Source organism: Cryobacterium sp. PAMC25264 (assembly GCF_019443325.1).
GTDB lineage: Bacteria > Actinomycetota > Actinomycetes > Actinomycetales > Microbacteriaceae > Cryobacterium.
Genome location: NZ_CP080383.1, coordinates 861,169 through 879,180, shown reverse-complemented (window position 1 = coordinate 879,180; position 18,012 = coordinate 861,169). Strand labels below are relative to the sequence as shown.

The following is an 18,012-nucleotide window of genomic DNA, read 5'->3' as shown; positions in this document are numbered from 1 at the left end:
CGCGTCTCGTGCGTAACGCATCCCGACGAGTTGGCGTGACGATCACAGTCGCCGTCTCCACGCTGGTGGTGGCGGTATTAGCCGCCGCTCTCTCAGTGGTCTTCACGCAAATACCGCTCGACGTGCTGTTCAGCCCCGGCCCGCACGAGACAGCTGTTGATATCGACGGTGTCGACGTCATCGTGTGGGGTGTCATCGTGGGGATGGTGGCCATCTCGCTGGCGGCTATTGTCAGCGTCTTCGTGACGCGCCGCGCTGTCGCCCCATTGGTTGACGCTCTGCGGCGGCAACGGCGCTTTGTTGCTGACGCATCCCACGAGCTGCGTACGCCACTGGCAGTTGCCGATGCCCGCATCCAGCTTCTCGCTCGCTCCCTCTCGCCCGATGATCCGCACCGGGAACTGGTGGAAGAAATCCACAATGACTCGCGAGCTCTCGCCGGGGTTGTCGCAGACCTCCTCGATTCCATTGACGTCTCACCCGCCGCCGCCGTGTCGCCGATCTCGGTCGACCGCGCCGTTCACGCGGCTGTGTCAGCGATGCGGATGATTGCCAAAGACCGAGGGGTGCAGATCACGCTCACTCCGATCGCCGCCGATGTGGTTGTGGCAATCCCGGAGACCAGTCTTCATCGCAGCCTCGTTGCTCTGATCGACAACGCGATCAAACACTCCCCGCAGGGGCGAAGCATCACGCTGGCTGTGTCGTGCAGCCGTGACATGGTGCGCATTGACGTTGCCGATCAGGGCCCCGGGATTCAGGGCATCAGCGCCGACCGCGTCTTCGACCGATTCGCAAGATCCGCCCAGGCAGTTGATGGTGGCGGCACCGCAAGCACCGGATTCGGCATCGGACTCTCCCTGGTACAGGACACCGTGAGTCGTTACGGCGGAAGCGCCACGGTGACCACCACGTCCGCCTCAGGAACCACAATCACGCTTCAGTTCCCACGCCCACCGAAATAAGTCGCGAGCCCGTCCGTTTCAAAGCCGGCATGGCTGGGCGGCGCCTTATGGACGGTAGAACGAGGCGCTCCTGAGCTTTCATTCTCAGAGGATCCTTAGCGCGGCATCCGTAACCTCCGATGCATGACGAAGACAACGGACGCTGCGCCCTTGCGGACAAGCCAGGCCATGCTGAGCAAAGTGCCTGAGATCACGCTGTGGTTCTGGGTCATCAAGATCTTGTGCACCACGGTAGGGGAGAGTTTCGCCGACTGGATAAACATGACCCTCGGTGTCGGCCTGGAGCTGACTTCCATCATCTTCACCGCCGTGCTGGCCGTGACGCTTGCATGGCAACTGCTCCTGCGCCGATACGTCCCGTTCGTCTATTGGCTTACCGTTGTGGTCGTCAGTGTCGCCGGCACGCTGTACACCGACATTCTGACGGACGACCTTGGGGTTCCACTGGCGCTGAGCACAACCGTCTTTGCCGCGGTTCTGGCGATCGTGTTTGCTGTGTGGTGGCGAAGCCAACGGACCTTGTCCATTCACAGCATCACCACTACCCGGCGCGAGCTGTTCTACTGGCTCGCCATCCTCGTCACATTCGCCTTGGGCACCGCGTCCGGCGACTGGATCCTGGAAATCACGGGATGGAGCCCCGGCGTTTCGGTGCTGCTGCCGGCCGGACTCATTATCGCTGTCGTCGTCGGCTGGCGACTCGGGGCCAACCCGGTGCTCTCGTTCTGGCTCGCATACATCCTCACCCGCCCCCTGGGGGCAAACCTCGGCGATTGGATGGGGTTCCCCGTCACCGACGGCGGACTTGGGCTGGGGGTTGGACTGACCAGCATCATTTTCCTCACCGCCATCCTCGCTACCGTCATATATCTCAGCGTGACCCGTGTCGACGCTGCAGAGAACCAGCGCTCCCGTGGACCCATCACGACGACTCGGAACCGGGAACGGGTCATGATCGGATACTTCGCGGTGGTCGCGGCTGTCGCTGGCGGCTTACTTGTGTGGGCCGGAGTACAACCGCACAGCACCGCCGCCGCAAGCGAAGAAGGCACCAGTGTCAGCGCTGTCCTCGCGCCCGGCCAGTCAGCGACCGCGCACTTCCCCTCCGGCAACGTGGACAACTACCGGGTTGTCCTGCAAGACACTCTCGACCTGGTGAAAGCTGGCGACCACGCTGGCGCCGTCATCCGCATTGCTGACCTCGAGACAGCGTGGGACAAAGATCAATCAACCTTGAAACCTCTGGACGGCAGCGGATGGTCGGTTATCGACGGACAAATTGACCGTGTGCTGACAGCGATTCGCTCATCCTCACCCGACCGAGCCACTGAGAGTGACGCTGTCACCACCCTGCTGGCAACACTCAACTCATAAAGGCTCTGACTGAAGCGCTCGTGGCAGGTGCGGCCGCAGCTCCAATGGATCCGCCGATTCCCGCCCGCCGCGATTCATGAACCGCATCAGAAAGACCCAGCACTCCTCGGTGGTTGGGATACGCGAGAAGGAGCCAGGATGCGAAGCATTTATGTGCAGTCAAACGGTTTGTCCCGGGTGGCAGTGCCCTCGGTGCTGTTCTGGGCCACGAAAGCGCTCTCAACCGCGCTCGGCGAGTCCGTATCGGACTTCTCGATACGTGTGATGCCGCCCGTGCTGGCGGTGTTGCTCGGATTCCTCTTCTTCGGGGGAGCCTTGGCGCTGCAACTGACCCGGCGGAGATACGTGCCCTGGGTGTACTGGTTAGCCGTGGCGGCGGTTGGTGTCTTCGGGACGATGGCAGCGGACGTCGTCCACGTCGTCATGGGACTGCCCTACCTCGTGTCTGCTGGTCTATACGGGGTGGCACTGGCGGTGGTATTCGGGTTGTGGTGGCGTGTCGAGGGCACCATGTCCGTGCACGAAATCGTAACGACGCGACGAGAAGCGTTCTACTGGGCAGCGGTGGTTGGCACTTTCGCGCTCGGCACGGCCGTGGGAGATTACTTTGCCGTGGGGCTGGGACTCGGCTACGTTTCGTCGGTGCTGCTCTTCGCGGCGCTCATTCTGATTCCAGCGGCCGGGTACCGGTGGTGGGGGTTCGGTGGGGTCTTCGCGTTCTGGTTCGCCTACGTCCTCACACGCCCCTTGGGCGCATCCGTCGCCGACGGGCTGGGGAAGCCACAGGCCGAAGGCGGCACGGGGATCGGATCGGGATGGGTATCGCTGGCCTTCGTCGCCGTCATGATCGTCCTAGTCGGATGGGCGCAAGTGCGGGATCGATACTTCTCTCCGGCTGCCACGGCAGGAGACTCTGCGAGACCTGAGCATCGAGCGTATGAGGGTGCTCGCATGAAGGCGAACCGAGTGCGCGAAGCGCGAAAGGACGAGACCCCGACCATGCCGCTTCGCGGGCGCCCGGTCGCCGTTGACCAGGGTCAGCAGTTCCTGCCGTGAAGATCCCTCAGCGACCGACCGTGAATCAACAGGTCGAGTCAAATGAGGCCTCGTTTTGAGAAAACCTTTGGCACCGGGTTCTGGACCGCTCACGCCGTCGCCGAACCGAGGAAAATCAGCGCGACGAGGACGATAGCGACCTGCGGACTTCTCACGTCGATCTCTTCTGCACCTGGTTCTTCCGCAGCGGTCTTGCTGCAGAAGATTGCCAATACCTCCCTGCCGCATATCCCATGGGATACGAGACATTTCGGTTTCGCGACACCTTGGTCGTAGGCGGTGCAGCGCAGAGGCGACCCTTCAACAGCCATGCTGGTGGTGATCGGATTGAGGATGATCCGAGTCGCGGCAGGCGTCTCGAGGGCTCGTCAGGATTGCGGCGCCGCCTCCCGTGGTGCGAATTAGTTGCACTGCTCGGGCCAGACCGCCCGGAGGATGCGGATGGTGTCGTCCAAGCCAGTGCCAGCGCGCGTGCTGGTGCTGGCGAGCTGGCGGGCGGCTTCCAACACTGGCCGTGGCGTCGTCGTTGCGCTTTGGCTGACACGGGTGCCTCCGCCAGTTCGGGCTGTGAGGTAGCCCTCGGCTTCGAGAGCTTTGTACGGACTGCTTCAACGAGCGTCGACGCGCGTTCAAGTCCTGGTTGGAGGCTATGGTCGAATACCAGACGGGTGAACCGGGCGGAGTGCGAGACATTTGCGTTTAGCGTTAGGCCGACGCGAGGGTGAACATGTCGTTGTATTCATCCATGATGTGACGGGTGGCAGCACCAATTGCACGGTACTCGTTGTCGGTGAGGTTGGCCAGGGAGACGCGGGCAGAAGTATCGAGCACCTCGAACCCATTGCCGGGGAGCAGAACGACCCCGGTTTCGTCGGCGAGCCGAAAGAGGAATTTGATTCCCAGGTCCTGCGTGATGAACCAGTGCTTGAATTCGGCGCCGTAGAGTCGGCCGCCGAGTTCCTGAAGGTCAATCAGGCTGTAATAGTTGACGTCGTTCGGTTCGAACTCGGCCGTGACCCCCATGCTGCGGTAGAGGGTTTGGTAACGCTGGCGGATGAGCTGCTTCGCAGCTGTTTTGTACTGGCCAAGTCTGTCCATCAACCCGTTCAGGGCGAAGAGCGCCATCTGTGCCTGCTGCGGAGTCGACAGTCCAGCAGTGTGATTCAGGGCAACTGCGCGGCTGTCAGCGACCAGGCGGTCAATGAACGCCAGTTCGCGGGGCTTTGCTGTTAAGGAAGCGTACCGAGTGTCAAGACGAAGTTTTTCGCCTTCAGGCAAAGCAGCCAGTAGCTCGTCGATGACGTTGGAGGTGTTCAGCGCGATGGCACCGAGTCGCCAGCCGGTAGCGCCGAAGAACTTGGAGAATGAGTAGACGAGGAGAGTGTTCCGCGGCAAGACGGCAAAAAGTGAGACAAAGTCGTCTGCGAAGGTTCCGTACACGTCATCCGTGATGATCATGAGGTCAGGACGCTTCGTGTTTACCAGCTCGGTGAGTTGATCGAGCACGGCAGTCGAGAGCTTTGACGACGGTGGGTTGCTGGGGTTTACCACACAGAATACCCTGACGGTGGGGTCCAGAAGCTTGTCGATCTCGCTCTGTGGCAGCTGCCAGTCGGCCGTGCGGTCCAGTCGAATGTCGATGATCTCAAGGCCGTATTCCGCGAGAGCGGGGATCTCCAGGTAGGGAGAGAAGATCGGGGTGGCGATTGCGATTTTCTCGCCAGAGTGGATGAGTCCATTTACGGCAAGGCTGCTGAAGATGTACGCCATCGCCGCTGTCCCGCCCTCGGTGGCAAAGAGGGAAAACTCTCCGTCGGTTTTGATCGGGCCAAACATCTCTTGCGCGAGGTACGCTTTGACGATTTCTTCAACGTGCTGCAGAATTCGTGGCGGAGTCGGGTAGGTGCAGCCGAGGAACGCGCTCACCATCTCGAAGAGGAACTCGTCACGGTCGAGTCCGAGCTGGTCTTTGACGTATGACAACGCTGACCGCAAGAACGTGATGCCCTGGCTGTGATCCTGGTGGGCAGCAAAGGCCTCGAAGCGCTGCACGATGCCTGCCTGCTCGGGTAGCCCACCGAAACCGCTGTCGAGGTAGGAGTACGACCGTTCGGCTTCCCTCATCGCGAACTCACCCAGGGTCAAAAAGGCCCAGCGTGGGAGTGTGGCTAGAAAGTTGGGGTTCCCTCGCCCCGCGTTCAGCATTAGACGCTGCGCATCAGAAGACGCGACGGAGATGAGCTTGTCCTTCAGCTCAAAGGGGCTGAGCTTCGTGAAGCTTGAATAGTCCGGTGTGGGCATTACTAGGCCTTTCTGGGTGTGATTACGCGGTGGCATTTTTTGTGATGAGGCCGACGATCACGGGGCCCCACAAGGTCAGGAATACGTTGGCTACGGCGTAGGTGATCGTGAAGGAGACCACGGGGGTGGCGTTTCCGGCCTTCTCCAGGAGCGCGGCAAAGGCTGGGTTGGAGCTTCGGCCGCCGGCGACGCACGCTAGAGCTTCAATCGGATTGCGAATGCGAAGCACGTAGAAGGAGAAGAAGAACGTCAGGATCGGTGGGATCAGGGTGACGCCAACGCCGAGGAGGAACAGCGTAATTCCGTGCTGTTGGATCGCTATGAGGGCCTGAGGGCCCGCGGTGATGCCCACGATTCCGACGAACACGGCGAGTCCGAAGTCGCGCAGGAAATTGGAGGCCCCGAGTGGGAGGGCAGCGTAACGGGGGTGCACGCTGCGCAACCATCCGAACAGGAGGCCGGCGAGGAGGCATCCGACGCCACTTCCGAGGGAGATGGGCACGCCCCACAGCGTGAACGTGATTAGCCCGATGAGCAGACCAATGGTCATACCGATGCCGAAGAAAACGAAGTCGGCCACGGCGGCAGCGCTGATTTTGTAGCCGATTTTTGACTGCACCCGATTGAGATCGGTGGGACGGCCGATGAAGTGGAGTTCGTCGCCGCGGTTGAATGTGACCTTGTCTAGTAGCGGCAGGTCGATGCCCATCCGCTTGGCCCTTGTCAGATAGACCCCATGCCCGGTGTCCACGCCGACATGCTTTTTGAGCTCGCTCAATGGCCGAGACGTTAGGGTTTTGTTTGTCAGAATGAGCTCTCGGGATTCTTCAACCAACCTGAATCCGTCGGGCCCCGACTGTTCTTCGCCGAGAAGCGTTGCGCCTTCAATAATTGCCTCCCGTGTACCTGAGAGGGCGACTAAATCATCGGCCTGGAGCACTGTTTTTTCGGTAAGGCCGATGGCTGCACCGGAACGAATAACCGCCTCCACGGCAGCGTCAGAGAGAGCTGCGTCCAATTCGAGTGCGGTCTTCCCACTGGCGCCTCTCGCCTTGTCCAGGTTGAAGAACCGCGTCACCACAGGACGGACCGCGTTGAGCTGTCCGGGCTCGAGTTCAGCGTGACCGCCGGACATTGTGGCCGCGAGTTTCACGGCCTCTGCCCGAACATCCCACCGTTTGAGCATGGGTAGGAACCACGTCACCAGAATGATCGGTCCAAGGGACCCGAAAATATAGGTGACGGCGTAACCGACGGCGACGTTGGTCTGCATCGTTTTTGTCACGGCGGCCGGTAGCCCGAGGTGTGCGATTGCATCGCCTGCGGTGCCGAGGATGGCTGACTGCGTGAGCCCGCCGCTGGCCAAACCGGCAGCCAACCCTCGATCAAGACCAAACATCCAGGCCCCGACCAGCACAGTAATCAACCCGGCTATGGTCATCACGACTGCAGAGGCGAGTTGGTTGAGAGAGCGACGGTTCAACGCGTGGAAGAACTGCGGTCCACCCTGAAACCCGACGGCGTAGATGAACAGAGCGAAGAAGATCGTTTTAATTCCAGGGTCAATCGCTACCCCGACTTGACCGATGACCACGCCAACCAAAAGAGTTCCGGCGATCCCGCCCAGAACAAAACTTCCGATCCGAATTTTGCCTATCAAGTACCCCAACGCAAGGGTGAGAAACAATGCCAGGAGTGGTTGGGCGGTGAACAGTCCATTGAGGAAACTCATCGGACCAGCTGCGCAATCTCTGGTGCACCACGCCTATGGGGCTGTTTCGCCGGAGCGGACCCACAAAGGCGCGCGTGTGACTGATCCAAAGCGGCGCGCGCGCGCGGCAGGGACGATGCAATCATGAAAGATCCTTCTTTTGGGTTGTAGCCGGGGAGGTCGATCGGGCTGGCGTTGGCCGAACGGTTTCACTGTTCAATAAGGCGCGGTTCTCGGTAGCGGTTGAAATCAGGGGAGCGGGGAAGACGACGGTGGTGTTTTGATCAACACCCAGATCGATTACGGCCTGCACGTTGCGCTTGGAAGATCCGGCGGTTGATCCAAAATCGTGTCCGGGGTTTCTCCGAGAGAGGCGCCAACACTCACGCTCGGCAGCGATGCTCTCCGCGCGCGATTCACGCTGTCGGGCAGTTGGAAAATCTTGAATCGACAAGTGCCGCGTCAACGCACTAATCCAGGCTGATGACACCAGCGGTGACGCTAAACGCATTCATGCCTTCGATGTCACATCAGCCTGCGCCGAATCCGATTGCCACCAGTGAATGTCGATCGGCACGGTCTCTGCAGGTCAGCCCAGGAGAGATCCACCGGGGCTGCCGGCAGCGGGATCGAGGTCTTCGTGCCGAAAACGCGGACGATCATGAATGCTCCTTGGGGGTCAGTAGTGGACCACTGCCAAGGGCCGGAGCAATGTCTGTAACCATACGCGCACCACAACTCATCTGAACCACATCTTCGAGAACTTTCACGAACTGCCCCAGTGCAGTGAAGCGCTCGTCAAGTGCGAAGCCAGCGGCGGGCCACTCCGGCACGCTATGCTCGCGTGAGGGGGCATGGCCTTCCCGGACTCCTCCGAACGTTGACTGGGTTCCCCGTACAGTCAACGTCTCGTTGAAAGTCGCACATGGCCCCGCTGTCTGGATCGGATCGCACGGGTTCTGTCGATTTGTGCTCATCGTTTGTGAGCGACCTCGGTGTGACGGGAGCTTCGATCACGGTCGTCGTCTACCGTTCGAGCCAGGCAACCGTCTGCGCAAGCGACCGGCTTGCTGCCCGGATCGATTCTCTTCAGTTGGAACTGGGCGAGGGACCACATTGGGAAGTCGCCACAAGTCGATCCCCGGTGCTGTGCCCGAATCTGGCCGTGTCCAGTCCCGCAACGTGGCCCATTTTTCTGCCAGCTGCTCGAGAGCTCGGAGTGGGGGCACTGTTCTGCTTCCCGATGCTCTTGGGTGCAGCGCTCGTGGGGGTCGTGGATCTTTACTGCATTGAGCCCCGCCCCATCGACAGGGATTTCACCACGCATGCTTCTTATTTGGCTGGGCGCGTTGCCAGCTCTGCGGTTCAGAAGGCATTGCACGCGGCCGAGCACCACGATTCTCATGAGTCAGAAACGACGCCTTCGCTGCGCCGCGAAGTACACCAGGCCACAGGAATGATCATCTCGCAATTGGACGTCGGCGCCACCGAGGCATTCGCCCGTATGCAGGCTTACGCTTTCGCAACCGGAAGTTCGATCGACTCCGTGGCGCATCAGATTGTCACTCGCACCCTCAGGTTTGACGAAGTTCACTCGTGACTCGACGTAAGGAACACACAATGGACGGTACCTCGCGGGAGGCGCGCATCACCGCCGCTTTCGTCATGGTCGCTGACACACTCACCACCGAGTACGACATGGTGGACCTGCTCCACACGCTCGTAGAGGAGTGCGCCGGAATTCTCAAAGTGAAAGCGGGCGGACTCATGCTCGTCGATGGGAATGGGGACTTACAACTCATGACCTCGACGAGTGAAGCAGCGGAATTCGTTGAAATGATGCAATTGGACGCCAGCGACGGACCATGCATCGATTGTTTCCGTTCCGGCAAAGCGGTCTCCGTCGAAGAAATATCGATGTCTGAGAAATGGCCCCTTTTTCAGAAGGCCGCATCGGCGGCTGGTTTCAGATCTGTTCTGGCGACTCCGTTGAAGCTTCACGCCAAAGTCATAGGAACCATGAACCTTTTCGGGACCGCAGCGGGCGAGGTGAGCGAACGAGACGCTGCAGTCGCCCAAGCTCTGGCCGACGTCGCGACAATCGGGATACTTCAAGAGCGAGTAATCCGTGAAGGCCATCTTATCGAGGAACAACTTCACCGAGCACTAGACAGCCGCATTCTGATCGAACAAGCCAAGGGAGTGGTCGCCAACGAGCTATCGATGAATATGGATGAGGCGTTCCTTCTTCTCCGAAAGTATGCCCGTGACCGAAACATGACGATCAGGACAGTCGCTGACCAGATCAGCAACCGGCACCTGACAGTCCAGAAAATCGCCGCCGGCATACATCGCTGAGGTCATTCCTGACGACACGACGAGCACCGGGCGAGACGTCTTACCAATCGAAACGGCACACCCAGATGGCGTCCAGATGAAGGAGCGCCGGCGGACACTGAAAACTGCCTACGGGCGGCCATCAAGGAATCGATGCTTCTCGGCGGTACGGCCATAACGACGGCTCGCGTGGCCCAGCCGAATTTCGCACTCCGGCCGCATCGGAGGCGCCAGAATTCCGAGATGAAATGATGTCGTGCTAACTGCCGAGCTGAGTGCGTCACTGATTGCCTGCAGCGTGAGGATGATCCGCACTCGCGTCACGCATGTCTGCGCTGGGCGCGAACTGCGAGATCAAGGCCTATGACGCAGGCAAGGCGAACAGTGCGATCGCGACCAAGAGGAGCGCGAGTACAGCGTAAAAACTCTTGCGCGCGAAGCCGTTCGAGGTGCGCATCGCGATCACGGCCTCAATTGCGTAATACGCAGCGAATGCGCGGGAGGCGACGGCGACGATCGTAAAAGTTGGCACCGTTGCGGCGATCGCGATAGCGGCTGCTCCACTGATCAGGTATGGCCGTGGACCATGGAACCATCGGCTCAGGCCTCGAAGGTTTCCGTCGGCAGCGGCAGTATCCGCGATCGCCGCGCTGAACTGGCTGAGAACCGCGGACAGTACCAGCGGGAGTGCGAGCCATGGTGCGATGCGGGTGGTGATGTCCAACAGTGTGCTGTCGGCACCTGCGGGGGTGCCGAGTCCCATGACGGGGGTCGCGACGGCGACGAAGCCGATGTAGATGAACGCCGAGATAATCTGCGCAACCCGTGATGCGCGCACTCTCGCGACGGCGTCATACTGGTCGCCCAGGTAGCGGACGGTCTCAAAGCCCTGGACAGTGATCACGATCCCGCCGAGCACCAGGAGGATTTCTAGCGGATTCATGCGTGGCACCGGTGGCATTGTCAGGTCGCCACCAACCAGGCTCGAGCCGTCGTGGAACAGTAGCACCGCACCGAGAACAAAGGTGAGAAGGAGGACGGCGACGACAGAGACGCGATCTAGTCTCTCTAGTCCCCTGAAACCACGGAGTATCCCGAGCGCGACAATCAGCGCCACCGCTACGCACGCGATCAACGGTTCGAGGAAGTCCGGTGCGCTCGATGCAAAAAACCTCACAAGGTATTGAGCCATGATCCGCAGATACAGCGCGACCGAGATGATATACGCGACGACGATGGTGGCGTCAGCGATGCGCCCCAGCAGTAGCGTCGCCCGGTCGAGGCTGCCGGCCCCCTTTAGAGGTTCAACGACGAGCACATTGTGGCGGATGACTGTCCCGATCAGCCAGGCGACCGCGCAGATCGCGACCGCTCCGAAAACGGCCAGTGCACCAAGGGTGCGTTCCAACACAGGAACGATGATCAGCAGCCCAGATCCGAGGATCGACGCGAGGGGCGTGACCGTCGCAACAACAACAGCTCGACGGCTTTGCCGCCGTCCCGACGACCCCATGTTCCCAGTAGAGCAGATCTTCGGGGTAGGAAAGTCCATCCGTGGCAGCGCTGGCACGTTTACACGACAACGGGCCTTCGCCCGCTGCCCTCATGAGGTGGACCTGCCGGCCTCCACCGGTGTGGAGTTGATCGGTCCGTGGCGGTGCTCTGTGATCGCTCTGTGGCACATCGACCCGGTGGCACAGAGCTTGTAGTCACGCGTCTCGTAACCCTACGGATACAAGACGTCGCATCGCACTGACCTGGATTTCCCCTGAAAATCCCTGAATCTCGAGGCAGGCCGGTTCTCGTAACTACGTCGCATAACCTGTGACCGGAAGTTCAGTGCTCACGGTTAGTTGTGCGACACCTTTCAGAGGCGCAAATGTCAGTTGCGGCTGCTTAGCTCTCGGCATGAATGCTGCGACCCCTCTCCCCGGTGGCTACCACGCCGATTTCCTCGATTTGCAGGTGCCGATGCCCATGCCGGCCGAAGGAACCGTCATTCGGGACCTGCCCTACACACACTTCACCGTCCTTCTAGAGCCCGTCCGTCGCCTCGCACTCGTGACTGGCGTGAACATCGACGGCGACCAGCTTGTCGACGTTAGCCGTGGTGATGAGTGGCACCTCGACTCCCGCATCCCCATCAACGAGCAGACCGGGGAGGCTGTATACGCGAACAATGACCTGGACCGCGGCCATCTCGTCCGACGTCGGGACCCGGTGTGGGGCGACGCCTCGACCGCCCAGCAGGCCAACGTTGACACTTTCGCTTACACAAATGCCGCCCCGCAAGCCGGCGCATTCAACCAATCGAAAATACTCTGGCTCGGCCTTGAGGACCATATCCTCACCTACGCACGCAGGAACAGAAACCGCATCAGCGTCTTCACCGCACCCGTGCTTTCAACCGACGATCCGGTGTATCGCGGTGTCGGGATCCCCCAGTCGTTCTGGAAGATCGCGGCGTGGACGACAACAATCGACGGTGCCACGGTCCTTCAAGCGGCCGGGTTCGTCTTGGATCAAAGGCCGCAACTGTCCGATCTCGACCTCGACACACTCCGCGCGCAAGCCTTCATCACGGGCACTCCTCCCCCGTTGGGCCCGTACCGCACGTTTCAAGTGCCCATTAGGGATATCGCCGGCCTGACCGACCTTGACCTGGTGGCCCTGTCCGACGCCGACGTGTTGGTGCCGGTCTCCGATGTGCGGAAAGACACTGGTAACCGTGAACTCTGGGCCGAGCTGTCGGACATGTCAGGGGTTCACCTTCAGGGAATTTGACGTCATGGCCCGCACACGCTCGGCCCTTCCCACGTGATCAAACGGAGAAGAGGGTGAGAAGGTTCCCGGACTGGAACTGGGGGTTACTCTGTCGGCATGAAGGCAACCTGGGCACTCTTCAACCTCGTCTACGTCCAGAGCGGCTGGCAACGGTTTTTACCGAGTTCAGCCATCGCGATATTGTCCTTTCTGGCGGCGAAGGGGACGGCTACGTCTGCAGAAATTGACGAAGAACTCAGAGACAGTCCTTACACGGCTGACGGTCTCACCTCAGAGGTATGGGAACCTCCGTTGGAATACACGCAGGAAGAACTCCGCCAGCTCGATGAACACTCCGAGGGCACACCCCTCCAGGGAGAAAGCTCAGTCCTTAGCGCTGAGGTCGTCAACGCTCAGGCGCGAGCGACGTGGACACGACAGATTGCCGAGTTCGCGGACTTCAGCTCGCACCTAGGCCTGGCAACTCCTCATACCCTTGCCGATCTACTGGACTTCATGGCAGCTGCCCGGGTTATTGTGCTGGCCAATAGTCAGTACTCCATTAATCCGCTCGCTCCGTTGCCGGAGGAAGTCCTTCCCTTGAGCGAATCGCGCCGCGAGACGGAGGCTCAGCTTCGCTGGGGCCACCTACACCAAGAAATGTCACAGCAGATCCTCGCGCTATTTAAGCCACAACAACCCGACTACGTCAACTCATTGTCGACAACTATCAATGAGCTAGCCCAAAGTCTGCTGGCAGATCCACAGTCCATCCGCGAAGCCCTGGTCGTCCTGGCCGAAGAGGGAGATTTCACCATCACCGGCGACCCCCTGCGAGCGTCTGCTGATGAGCTTTTCCCCGTCGGCGTGGATTGGGAAGCGTTTTACGCATCCCGACTGTCGGTGCGATTCACCGATCCGCCCGGTGAAGACGAGTAGATGTGCAAAGACCTCAATTCACGCCAGGTACGCCCGGCCACAGTCTCAGGACCGGGCTAACTAATCAGGTTCACTGCCACCCCAAGCTGCGCTCCGCACCTCCGAAAATACGCCCGATCAACAACTCAGTGGCTCCAGTTCCTGACTGATGACCAGGAAATCAAAAATTCTTGAAAATTTTTTCTTGCGGCTTGATCAGCATTTAAGCGATGAATGATCAGCGCGAGCTGACGAAAATGAGCCGATAGCCCGTGAGTAGCGAAAAGCGCCGCACACGTACTATTCATGACAAACAACCGATTCACCGACATTCTCAAGTCCGACACCAGCCTCGACGTCAACGCGTTCGCGATCATGACCGCTGACAGCGAATTCGTGCCAGCCATAAAGACACACCCGACGGCCCCCGCCGGTGTGCACCACTGCTTCAGCGCGGAGGAAGTTGCGCTGGCCGAGTCCAGGGTCGTCCAGACCGGTGTCCTCGACAAACTCGCAGCGTGGAGGCAGCAAGATGCGAGGTCCACCAGCGCCTGGACAAGCTCAGCGTCCATCTCAGACCGTGCCGTCCTGGTCGGTTTTCTGTTGCTTGCCGGGCACCACAGCCCCCTCTGGATTAGGTCTCTGGCTGATGTGTTCCAATACCAGCTCTCCGCGGAATCCCGCGCGCTTCTGGACCTCCCCGAACCGTCCAACGTTGTCGGAAACTTCCTCGGTGAGAGAGGACAGTGGCGCAGCCGCACGTCCCGCGCCGTGCACCGCTTGCTGGCCCCGATGGATCCGTTCCCGCAGGGCCGCAGAACTGCTGCCACCCACACCGAGGTTCAGGCTGCCTTGGACGCGCACGACACCGACCGGGAAAAGCGGATGCGGACACGGCTCAACGAGTTCACAGAAGGCTTCTTGCACATGACCTTCATGCAGCAGCAGCCTCTACTGCGCCAATCCTCCAGCCACATCGACCTCGCCATCGAGGACTCCTTCGTGGCCTCACCCACTCGCCGCGGATACCTCAAGAAAACCCTCGCGCAGAAGGTAGCCACCGAACGTGACGCCGATCCACTCACATTGCGTCCCGGTCCCGTTGAGATCTTCGCGGGTTCGTGGATTGACCGAAAGGATAACGGCCGGCACGACTTCGGGTGGGGCTGGGCCGCAAACGTCGCGGTGCGTGTCGACTCGAGACGCCCCGGGGAAGCCCGATTCCCCGAGCTGGCAATCAGTGCGACGCTGAGCATGCCCAACATCGGAGCCCCCGAAGAGGCCGCATCGCTGCTGCGCGCGGCTCTAGGAACGGGCCTCAGCCCTGCTGTCGCCTATGCGGATTCACAATACTGGGCGAAATCACCGAGCGACGGTTTCGGCAAATCCGCGTTTCCCCCAAAACTCACCCCCTCGGTTGACCGAGGAGCAGACCAGAGAAACATCCCTGTCAAAACGGACGGGTGGTCCTTGATCGATTCCCGGAAACCGATGTCCTTCCAGGAGCACGACGGCACTCGCTCATACGAGGGCATCGTGTATGGAACGGCCGAATGGGACGCCTTCCATAGCCACGCACGCAGCTCCGCAGAGAACTTCACTGCTGGAATCACCAACCGCCATCGAGAGAATCTGGGCAAATCGTCCCACCGTGCAGTGCGCGGTTTTGCCGCCGCACAGGTCTTCGTGACAGTCCTGCTCACCAACTACAACCTGCGGGAGATCGCCTCCTTCGAGAGCGTAGGAAATTACGATGACATGACACAGGCGCCAGCGCCGGATGTCCCCGCGACCGCCGGTCAGCCAGCCCAACTGTTGCGGTGATAGCTGCCGGAACCTTCAGCGGGCCCGGGGCCCGCATTTCAACTACTGCATAGTCGCATCAAGGCATCGCTCCTGAGAGTTCGCAGGAGCGATGTTTTGTTTTCGCGACCAATCGTTGCGTCGGGGCGAGCCCAGGGCGTCACCATTGAGCCTCAAACTGATCCTTCGCAGCCGCCTAGACGGCCTCCGGCTGGTGGAGGTGGTCGACGGGCCGGTCGTCAGAGCCGAAGCTCGTGGTCGGCGCACACAACCAAAGCAGCAGGTCTTCCTCACGCCACCCATTCGCATCTGCTAACCGGATGAGATCCCCCATCACAGGAAGGACCATCCGGCGAGCCTGATCGAACTGGAAGCCCGGATACAGGACGGCGTTGCCTCGGACCACTCCCGCCAACTGCCGCGCGGCCCGGATCCTCGACGCAAGCTTCCGGTTCGATGGATTTGAGCCTAAGAGCGCAGCAACCTGGCCACTGGTCAACAAACCATTCTCCTCAGCTATGTTCCGCCACACGTTCTCGGTTGCCTGCAGGCTGCGCGCAAGTTGGGGCGAAACCGTCTGTGGGTTCGCGGCCATGGCCCGCTTGAGAATGCTCGCTCCTGATTGAGGCCTCAGCGGATTTCGTGAATCCGTCCGCCCCTCTGTCGCGACCATTTCCACCTCCATCAGATATCCGTTCCGCTGGCAGCATAGGCGTGAACTCAAGTCACGTTTCGACGTTGGGCCGCCGGTCCGGACTCGGGGATGGAGTTGTCTCTGAGTCGGCGGATTGCGGCCCAGGATTTTCGTACGGTAGAGCTCCACCGGGCCGGACCCTCGACCGGAATCCACCAGAACTGGAAGACACGGGGCGCGAAATGGTTTCTAGAACTCCTGACTCAGAGCGTGAGGAACCCGTACAAGGGCGAGATTTCATCTGGGGCATCGAAGGCGGCTGCTGGCTGATCACCACGGAGGACTCGACATATCGGATCGATTTGGACGCCTCGACAGTTGACCGGTCTCGGTTCCCCGATTCCCCCGACTTTGCGCTGGGAAACGGTGCCAGCCGCCCACTCAAGGAGATCGTGGAGTGCCGGGTCGGACGGCGCGGGTATTGGCTCCTCAGTCCCGAAGGCAGCGATATTGAGACCGTCGAGCACTTCTGGCAACGCTCCAGCCGCGTCGTCAGCATCCAAGCGGTGCCCACCCGGGAGGATCGAACTGATGGCAGTGACGCTGACGGGCCAGGAAGGCGGGCTGTGGAATGTGGCCACGCGTGGGTCAACACACCGGTTTGATCTGGACGCTATGACTGTCACCCGCATTCCCGGTGAAAGCTCCAGCCCAACCGTCAACGATCGCCCGCGACCCCTCCTCGAGATCGTGCACTGCACAGTCGGTGCTCGCGGGTATTGGCTAATGAGTCCTGACCCCGACGAGGTGGATTACCTCGAACATTACTGGCACCTCTCCAGCACCATCCAAAGCATCGACCCAGCGCCTTCCGATTGACCGGTGACGTGGGCCTCACCACCCGCAAAGGAGTGCACGATGGATTCGTTAGCCGATGACGCCTCCGGCTGCTACGTCGTTACGACGGTGTCCGGGACTCGGTACTGGATTGACCTCGAGCGGAGATTGCTTCGCCGCGTGACCAGCTCGGTCGCACAGTCAAGTCTCCGCCTGCGACAGGACGGTGCGGACATCGACCTCCTGGAGATCGTCCGATGTCACGTTGGTCAGCCCATGGTCTTGATGATCAACCTGAACGTGCCGGGCGTCTGGCTCACAACTCGCGAGACGACACCGGTGAGCCGCATCGATGCCGTTCCACGAGTGATGGTGCGGCCATGACCGACCTTGACCTGACGGAGTACGACTACCGCCCCATCAATGCCCTTCCTTACTGGGACGTGATCGGACCGTTCGTCACCGAAGCTGTGGCCGACGCCACCACGGGATCTGGCCGCGACGCCCGATCCCTTTCACCCGCCACTGCCGCATTCGTGCTCTGGTGCTGGCAGAGCCGCGGAACCCCTTTGGACCGCGAGCGTATCTTCCGTCGCACCACCATCGAGGAGTACGTCAATCTCGGCATGAAGGCCTACACCACAGGCAGCAAGGCCGCTCACCGGGCGACCCTCACGCTTATCACCGGAGTGCTCAACCCAATCGGCCTTACCGACCGTCAGCGACCGATCCCGCGTTCAGCACCGACAGCACCGTACTCCGCTCACGAGGTCGCAGCGCTGCACAGCTGGGCGACCTCGCAAGGAACCGAGCACCGGCGGCGAGACGCCATTGCATTGTTGACGCTCGGGCTCGGGGCCGGCCTGGCTGCGAGAGAGATCCTCGGCGTTCGCGTCTCTGACATAGACCGCACTGGAGCAATTCATGTGATCGTGTGGGAGGGACGGTCCCGGGTCGTTCCGCTTAGTCCAGCGTGGGAACGACCTCTCCGACGGATCCTCGGTGAGCTTCAATGGGATGACTGGATGTTTCGCCCCGGCCGTCACAGCGCCACATCCGGGCAAGTCACGGATTTCCTGTTGCGCGCTCGAACAGAGCTGGATGTTCGACCCGCCCGGATGCGCGCCACTTGGCTCCTGGAGCACCTTGTCGGTGGCACACCACCCCAGGAATTGTTGCGAATCTCCGGGCTCCGGAACTTGGCGGCGCTAGATAAGTTAAGAACTTTCGCCCCCAGATCGGGGGTCAAGAACTTCCCCATCGATTCAAATAAATTCCTTTGATCAGGGATTTGGTATTGGTGCGTGATCTGA

The 18,012-nt window shown here is 60.6% G+C and carries 14 protein-coding genes; 11 read left to right on the top strand and 3 right to left on the bottom strand.

Features of this window, described 5'->3' with window-relative positions; all coding sequences use genetic code 11:
• Window positions 1–35: 35 nt before the first annotated feature.
• The 3 genes from KY500_RS03970 to KY500_RS03960 all read left to right on the top strand — a co-directional run bounded on the left by KY500_RS03970 (window position 36) and on the right by KY500_RS03960 (window position 3,395).
• Window positions 36–965 carry a sensor histidine kinase KdpD gene (locus tag KY500_RS03970; RefSeq protein WP_255579776.1) on the top strand — a complete coding sequence of 310 codons (930 nt, stop codon included), beginning with the start codon at window positions 36–38 and terminating at the stop codon, window positions 963–965.
• 123 nt (window positions 966–1,088) lie between these two features.
• Window positions 1,089–2,339: a hypothetical protein gene (locus KY500_RS03965; RefSeq protein WP_255579775.1), complete on the top strand. Its 1,251-nt coding sequence runs from the start codon at window positions 1,089–1,091 to the stop codon at window positions 2,337–2,339.
• 177 nt (window positions 2,340–2,516) lie between these two features.
• Window positions 2,517–3,395: a hypothetical protein gene (locus KY500_RS03960; protein WP_219902418.1), complete on the top strand. Its 879-nt coding sequence runs from the start codon at window positions 2,517–2,519 to the stop codon at window positions 3,393–3,395.
• A 705-nt stretch (window positions 3,396–4,100) separates the two neighbouring features.
• Here the strand turns inward: KY500_RS03960 and KY500_RS03955 are convergent.
• Both KY500_RS03955 and aspT read right to left on the bottom strand, forming a co-directional pair.
• Window positions 4,101–5,696, bottom strand: coding sequence for a bifunctional aspartate transaminase/aspartate 4-decarboxylase (locus tag KY500_RS03955; protein WP_219902417.1), 1,596 nt, complete (start codon window positions 5,694–5,696; stop codon window positions 4,101–4,103).
• Between the two features lie 22 nt (window positions 5,697–5,718).
• Window positions 5,719–7,428 carry an aspartate-alanine antiporter gene (gene aspT / locus KY500_RS03950; RefSeq protein WP_219902416.1) on the bottom strand — a complete coding sequence of 570 codons (1,710 nt, stop codon included), beginning with the start codon at window positions 7,426–7,428 and terminating at the stop codon, window positions 5,719–5,721.
• 961 nt (window positions 7,429–8,389) lie between these two features.
• Here aspT and KY500_RS03945 point away from each other — a divergent pair.
• Window positions 8,390–9,007, top strand: a complete 618-nt coding sequence (locus tag KY500_RS03945; RefSeq protein ID WP_219902415.1) for a GAF and ANTAR domain-containing protein — start codon at window positions 8,390–8,392, stop codon at window positions 9,005–9,007.
• Between the two features lie 20 nt (window positions 9,008–9,027).
• A complete protein-coding gene (locus tag KY500_RS03940; protein WP_219902414.1) occupies window positions 9,028–9,765 on the top strand; it encodes a GAF and ANTAR domain-containing protein in 738 nt (245 codons plus the stop codon).
• Window positions 9,766–10,105: 340 nt separating this feature from the next.
• On the opposite strand, the gene KY500_RS03935 is transcribed toward KY500_RS03940, so the two are convergent.
• The gene (locus KY500_RS03935) at window positions 10,106–11,257 is read right to left on the bottom strand and encodes a hypothetical protein (RefSeq protein WP_219902413.1); all 1,152 of its coding nucleotides are present in this window, start codon (window positions 11,255–11,257) and stop codon (window positions 10,106–10,108) included.
• A gap of 395 nt (window positions 11,258–11,652) precedes the next feature.
• On the opposite strand from KY500_RS03935, the gene KY500_RS03930 reads away from it, so the two are divergent.
• The 6 genes from KY500_RS03930 to KY500_RS03905 all read left to right on the top strand — a co-directional run bounded on the left by KY500_RS03930 (window position 11,653) and on the right by KY500_RS03905 (window position 17,982).
• Window positions 11,653–12,528: a DNA/RNA non-specific endonuclease gene (locus KY500_RS03930; RefSeq protein WP_219902412.1), complete on the top strand. Its 876-nt coding sequence runs from the start codon at window positions 11,653–11,655 to the stop codon at window positions 12,526–12,528.
• A 96-nt stretch (window positions 12,529–12,624) separates the two neighbouring features.
• Window positions 12,625–13,446: a DUF6042 family protein gene (locus KY500_RS03925; RefSeq protein WP_219902411.1), complete on the top strand. Its 822-nt coding sequence runs from the start codon at window positions 12,625–12,627 to the stop codon at window positions 13,444–13,446.
• Between the two features lie 354 nt (window positions 13,447–13,800).
• Window positions 13,801–15,249, top strand: coding sequence for a hypothetical protein (locus tag KY500_RS03920; protein WP_219902410.1), 1,449 nt, complete (start codon window positions 13,801–13,803; stop codon window positions 15,247–15,249).
• Between the two features lie 1,204 nt (window positions 15,250–16,453).
• On the top strand, window positions 16,454–16,741 hold the full coding sequence (locus KY500_RS03915; RefSeq protein WP_219902409.1) for a hypothetical protein: 288 nt from the start codon (window positions 16,454–16,456) through the stop codon (window positions 16,739–16,741).
• A gap of 39 nt (window positions 16,742–16,780) precedes the next feature.
• Window positions 16,781–17,083, top strand: a complete 303-nt coding sequence (locus KY500_RS03910; protein WP_219902408.1) for a hypothetical protein — start codon at window positions 16,781–16,783, stop codon at window positions 17,081–17,083.
• Entirely contained in the window at window positions 17,080–17,982 is a 903-nt protein-coding gene (locus KY500_RS03905; RefSeq protein WP_219902407.1) for a hypothetical protein, read from the top strand. The genes KY500_RS03910 and KY500_RS03905 overlap by 4 nt, the downstream gene beginning before the upstream one ends.
• The last annotated feature ends 30 nt before the right edge of the window (window positions 17,983–18,012 follow it).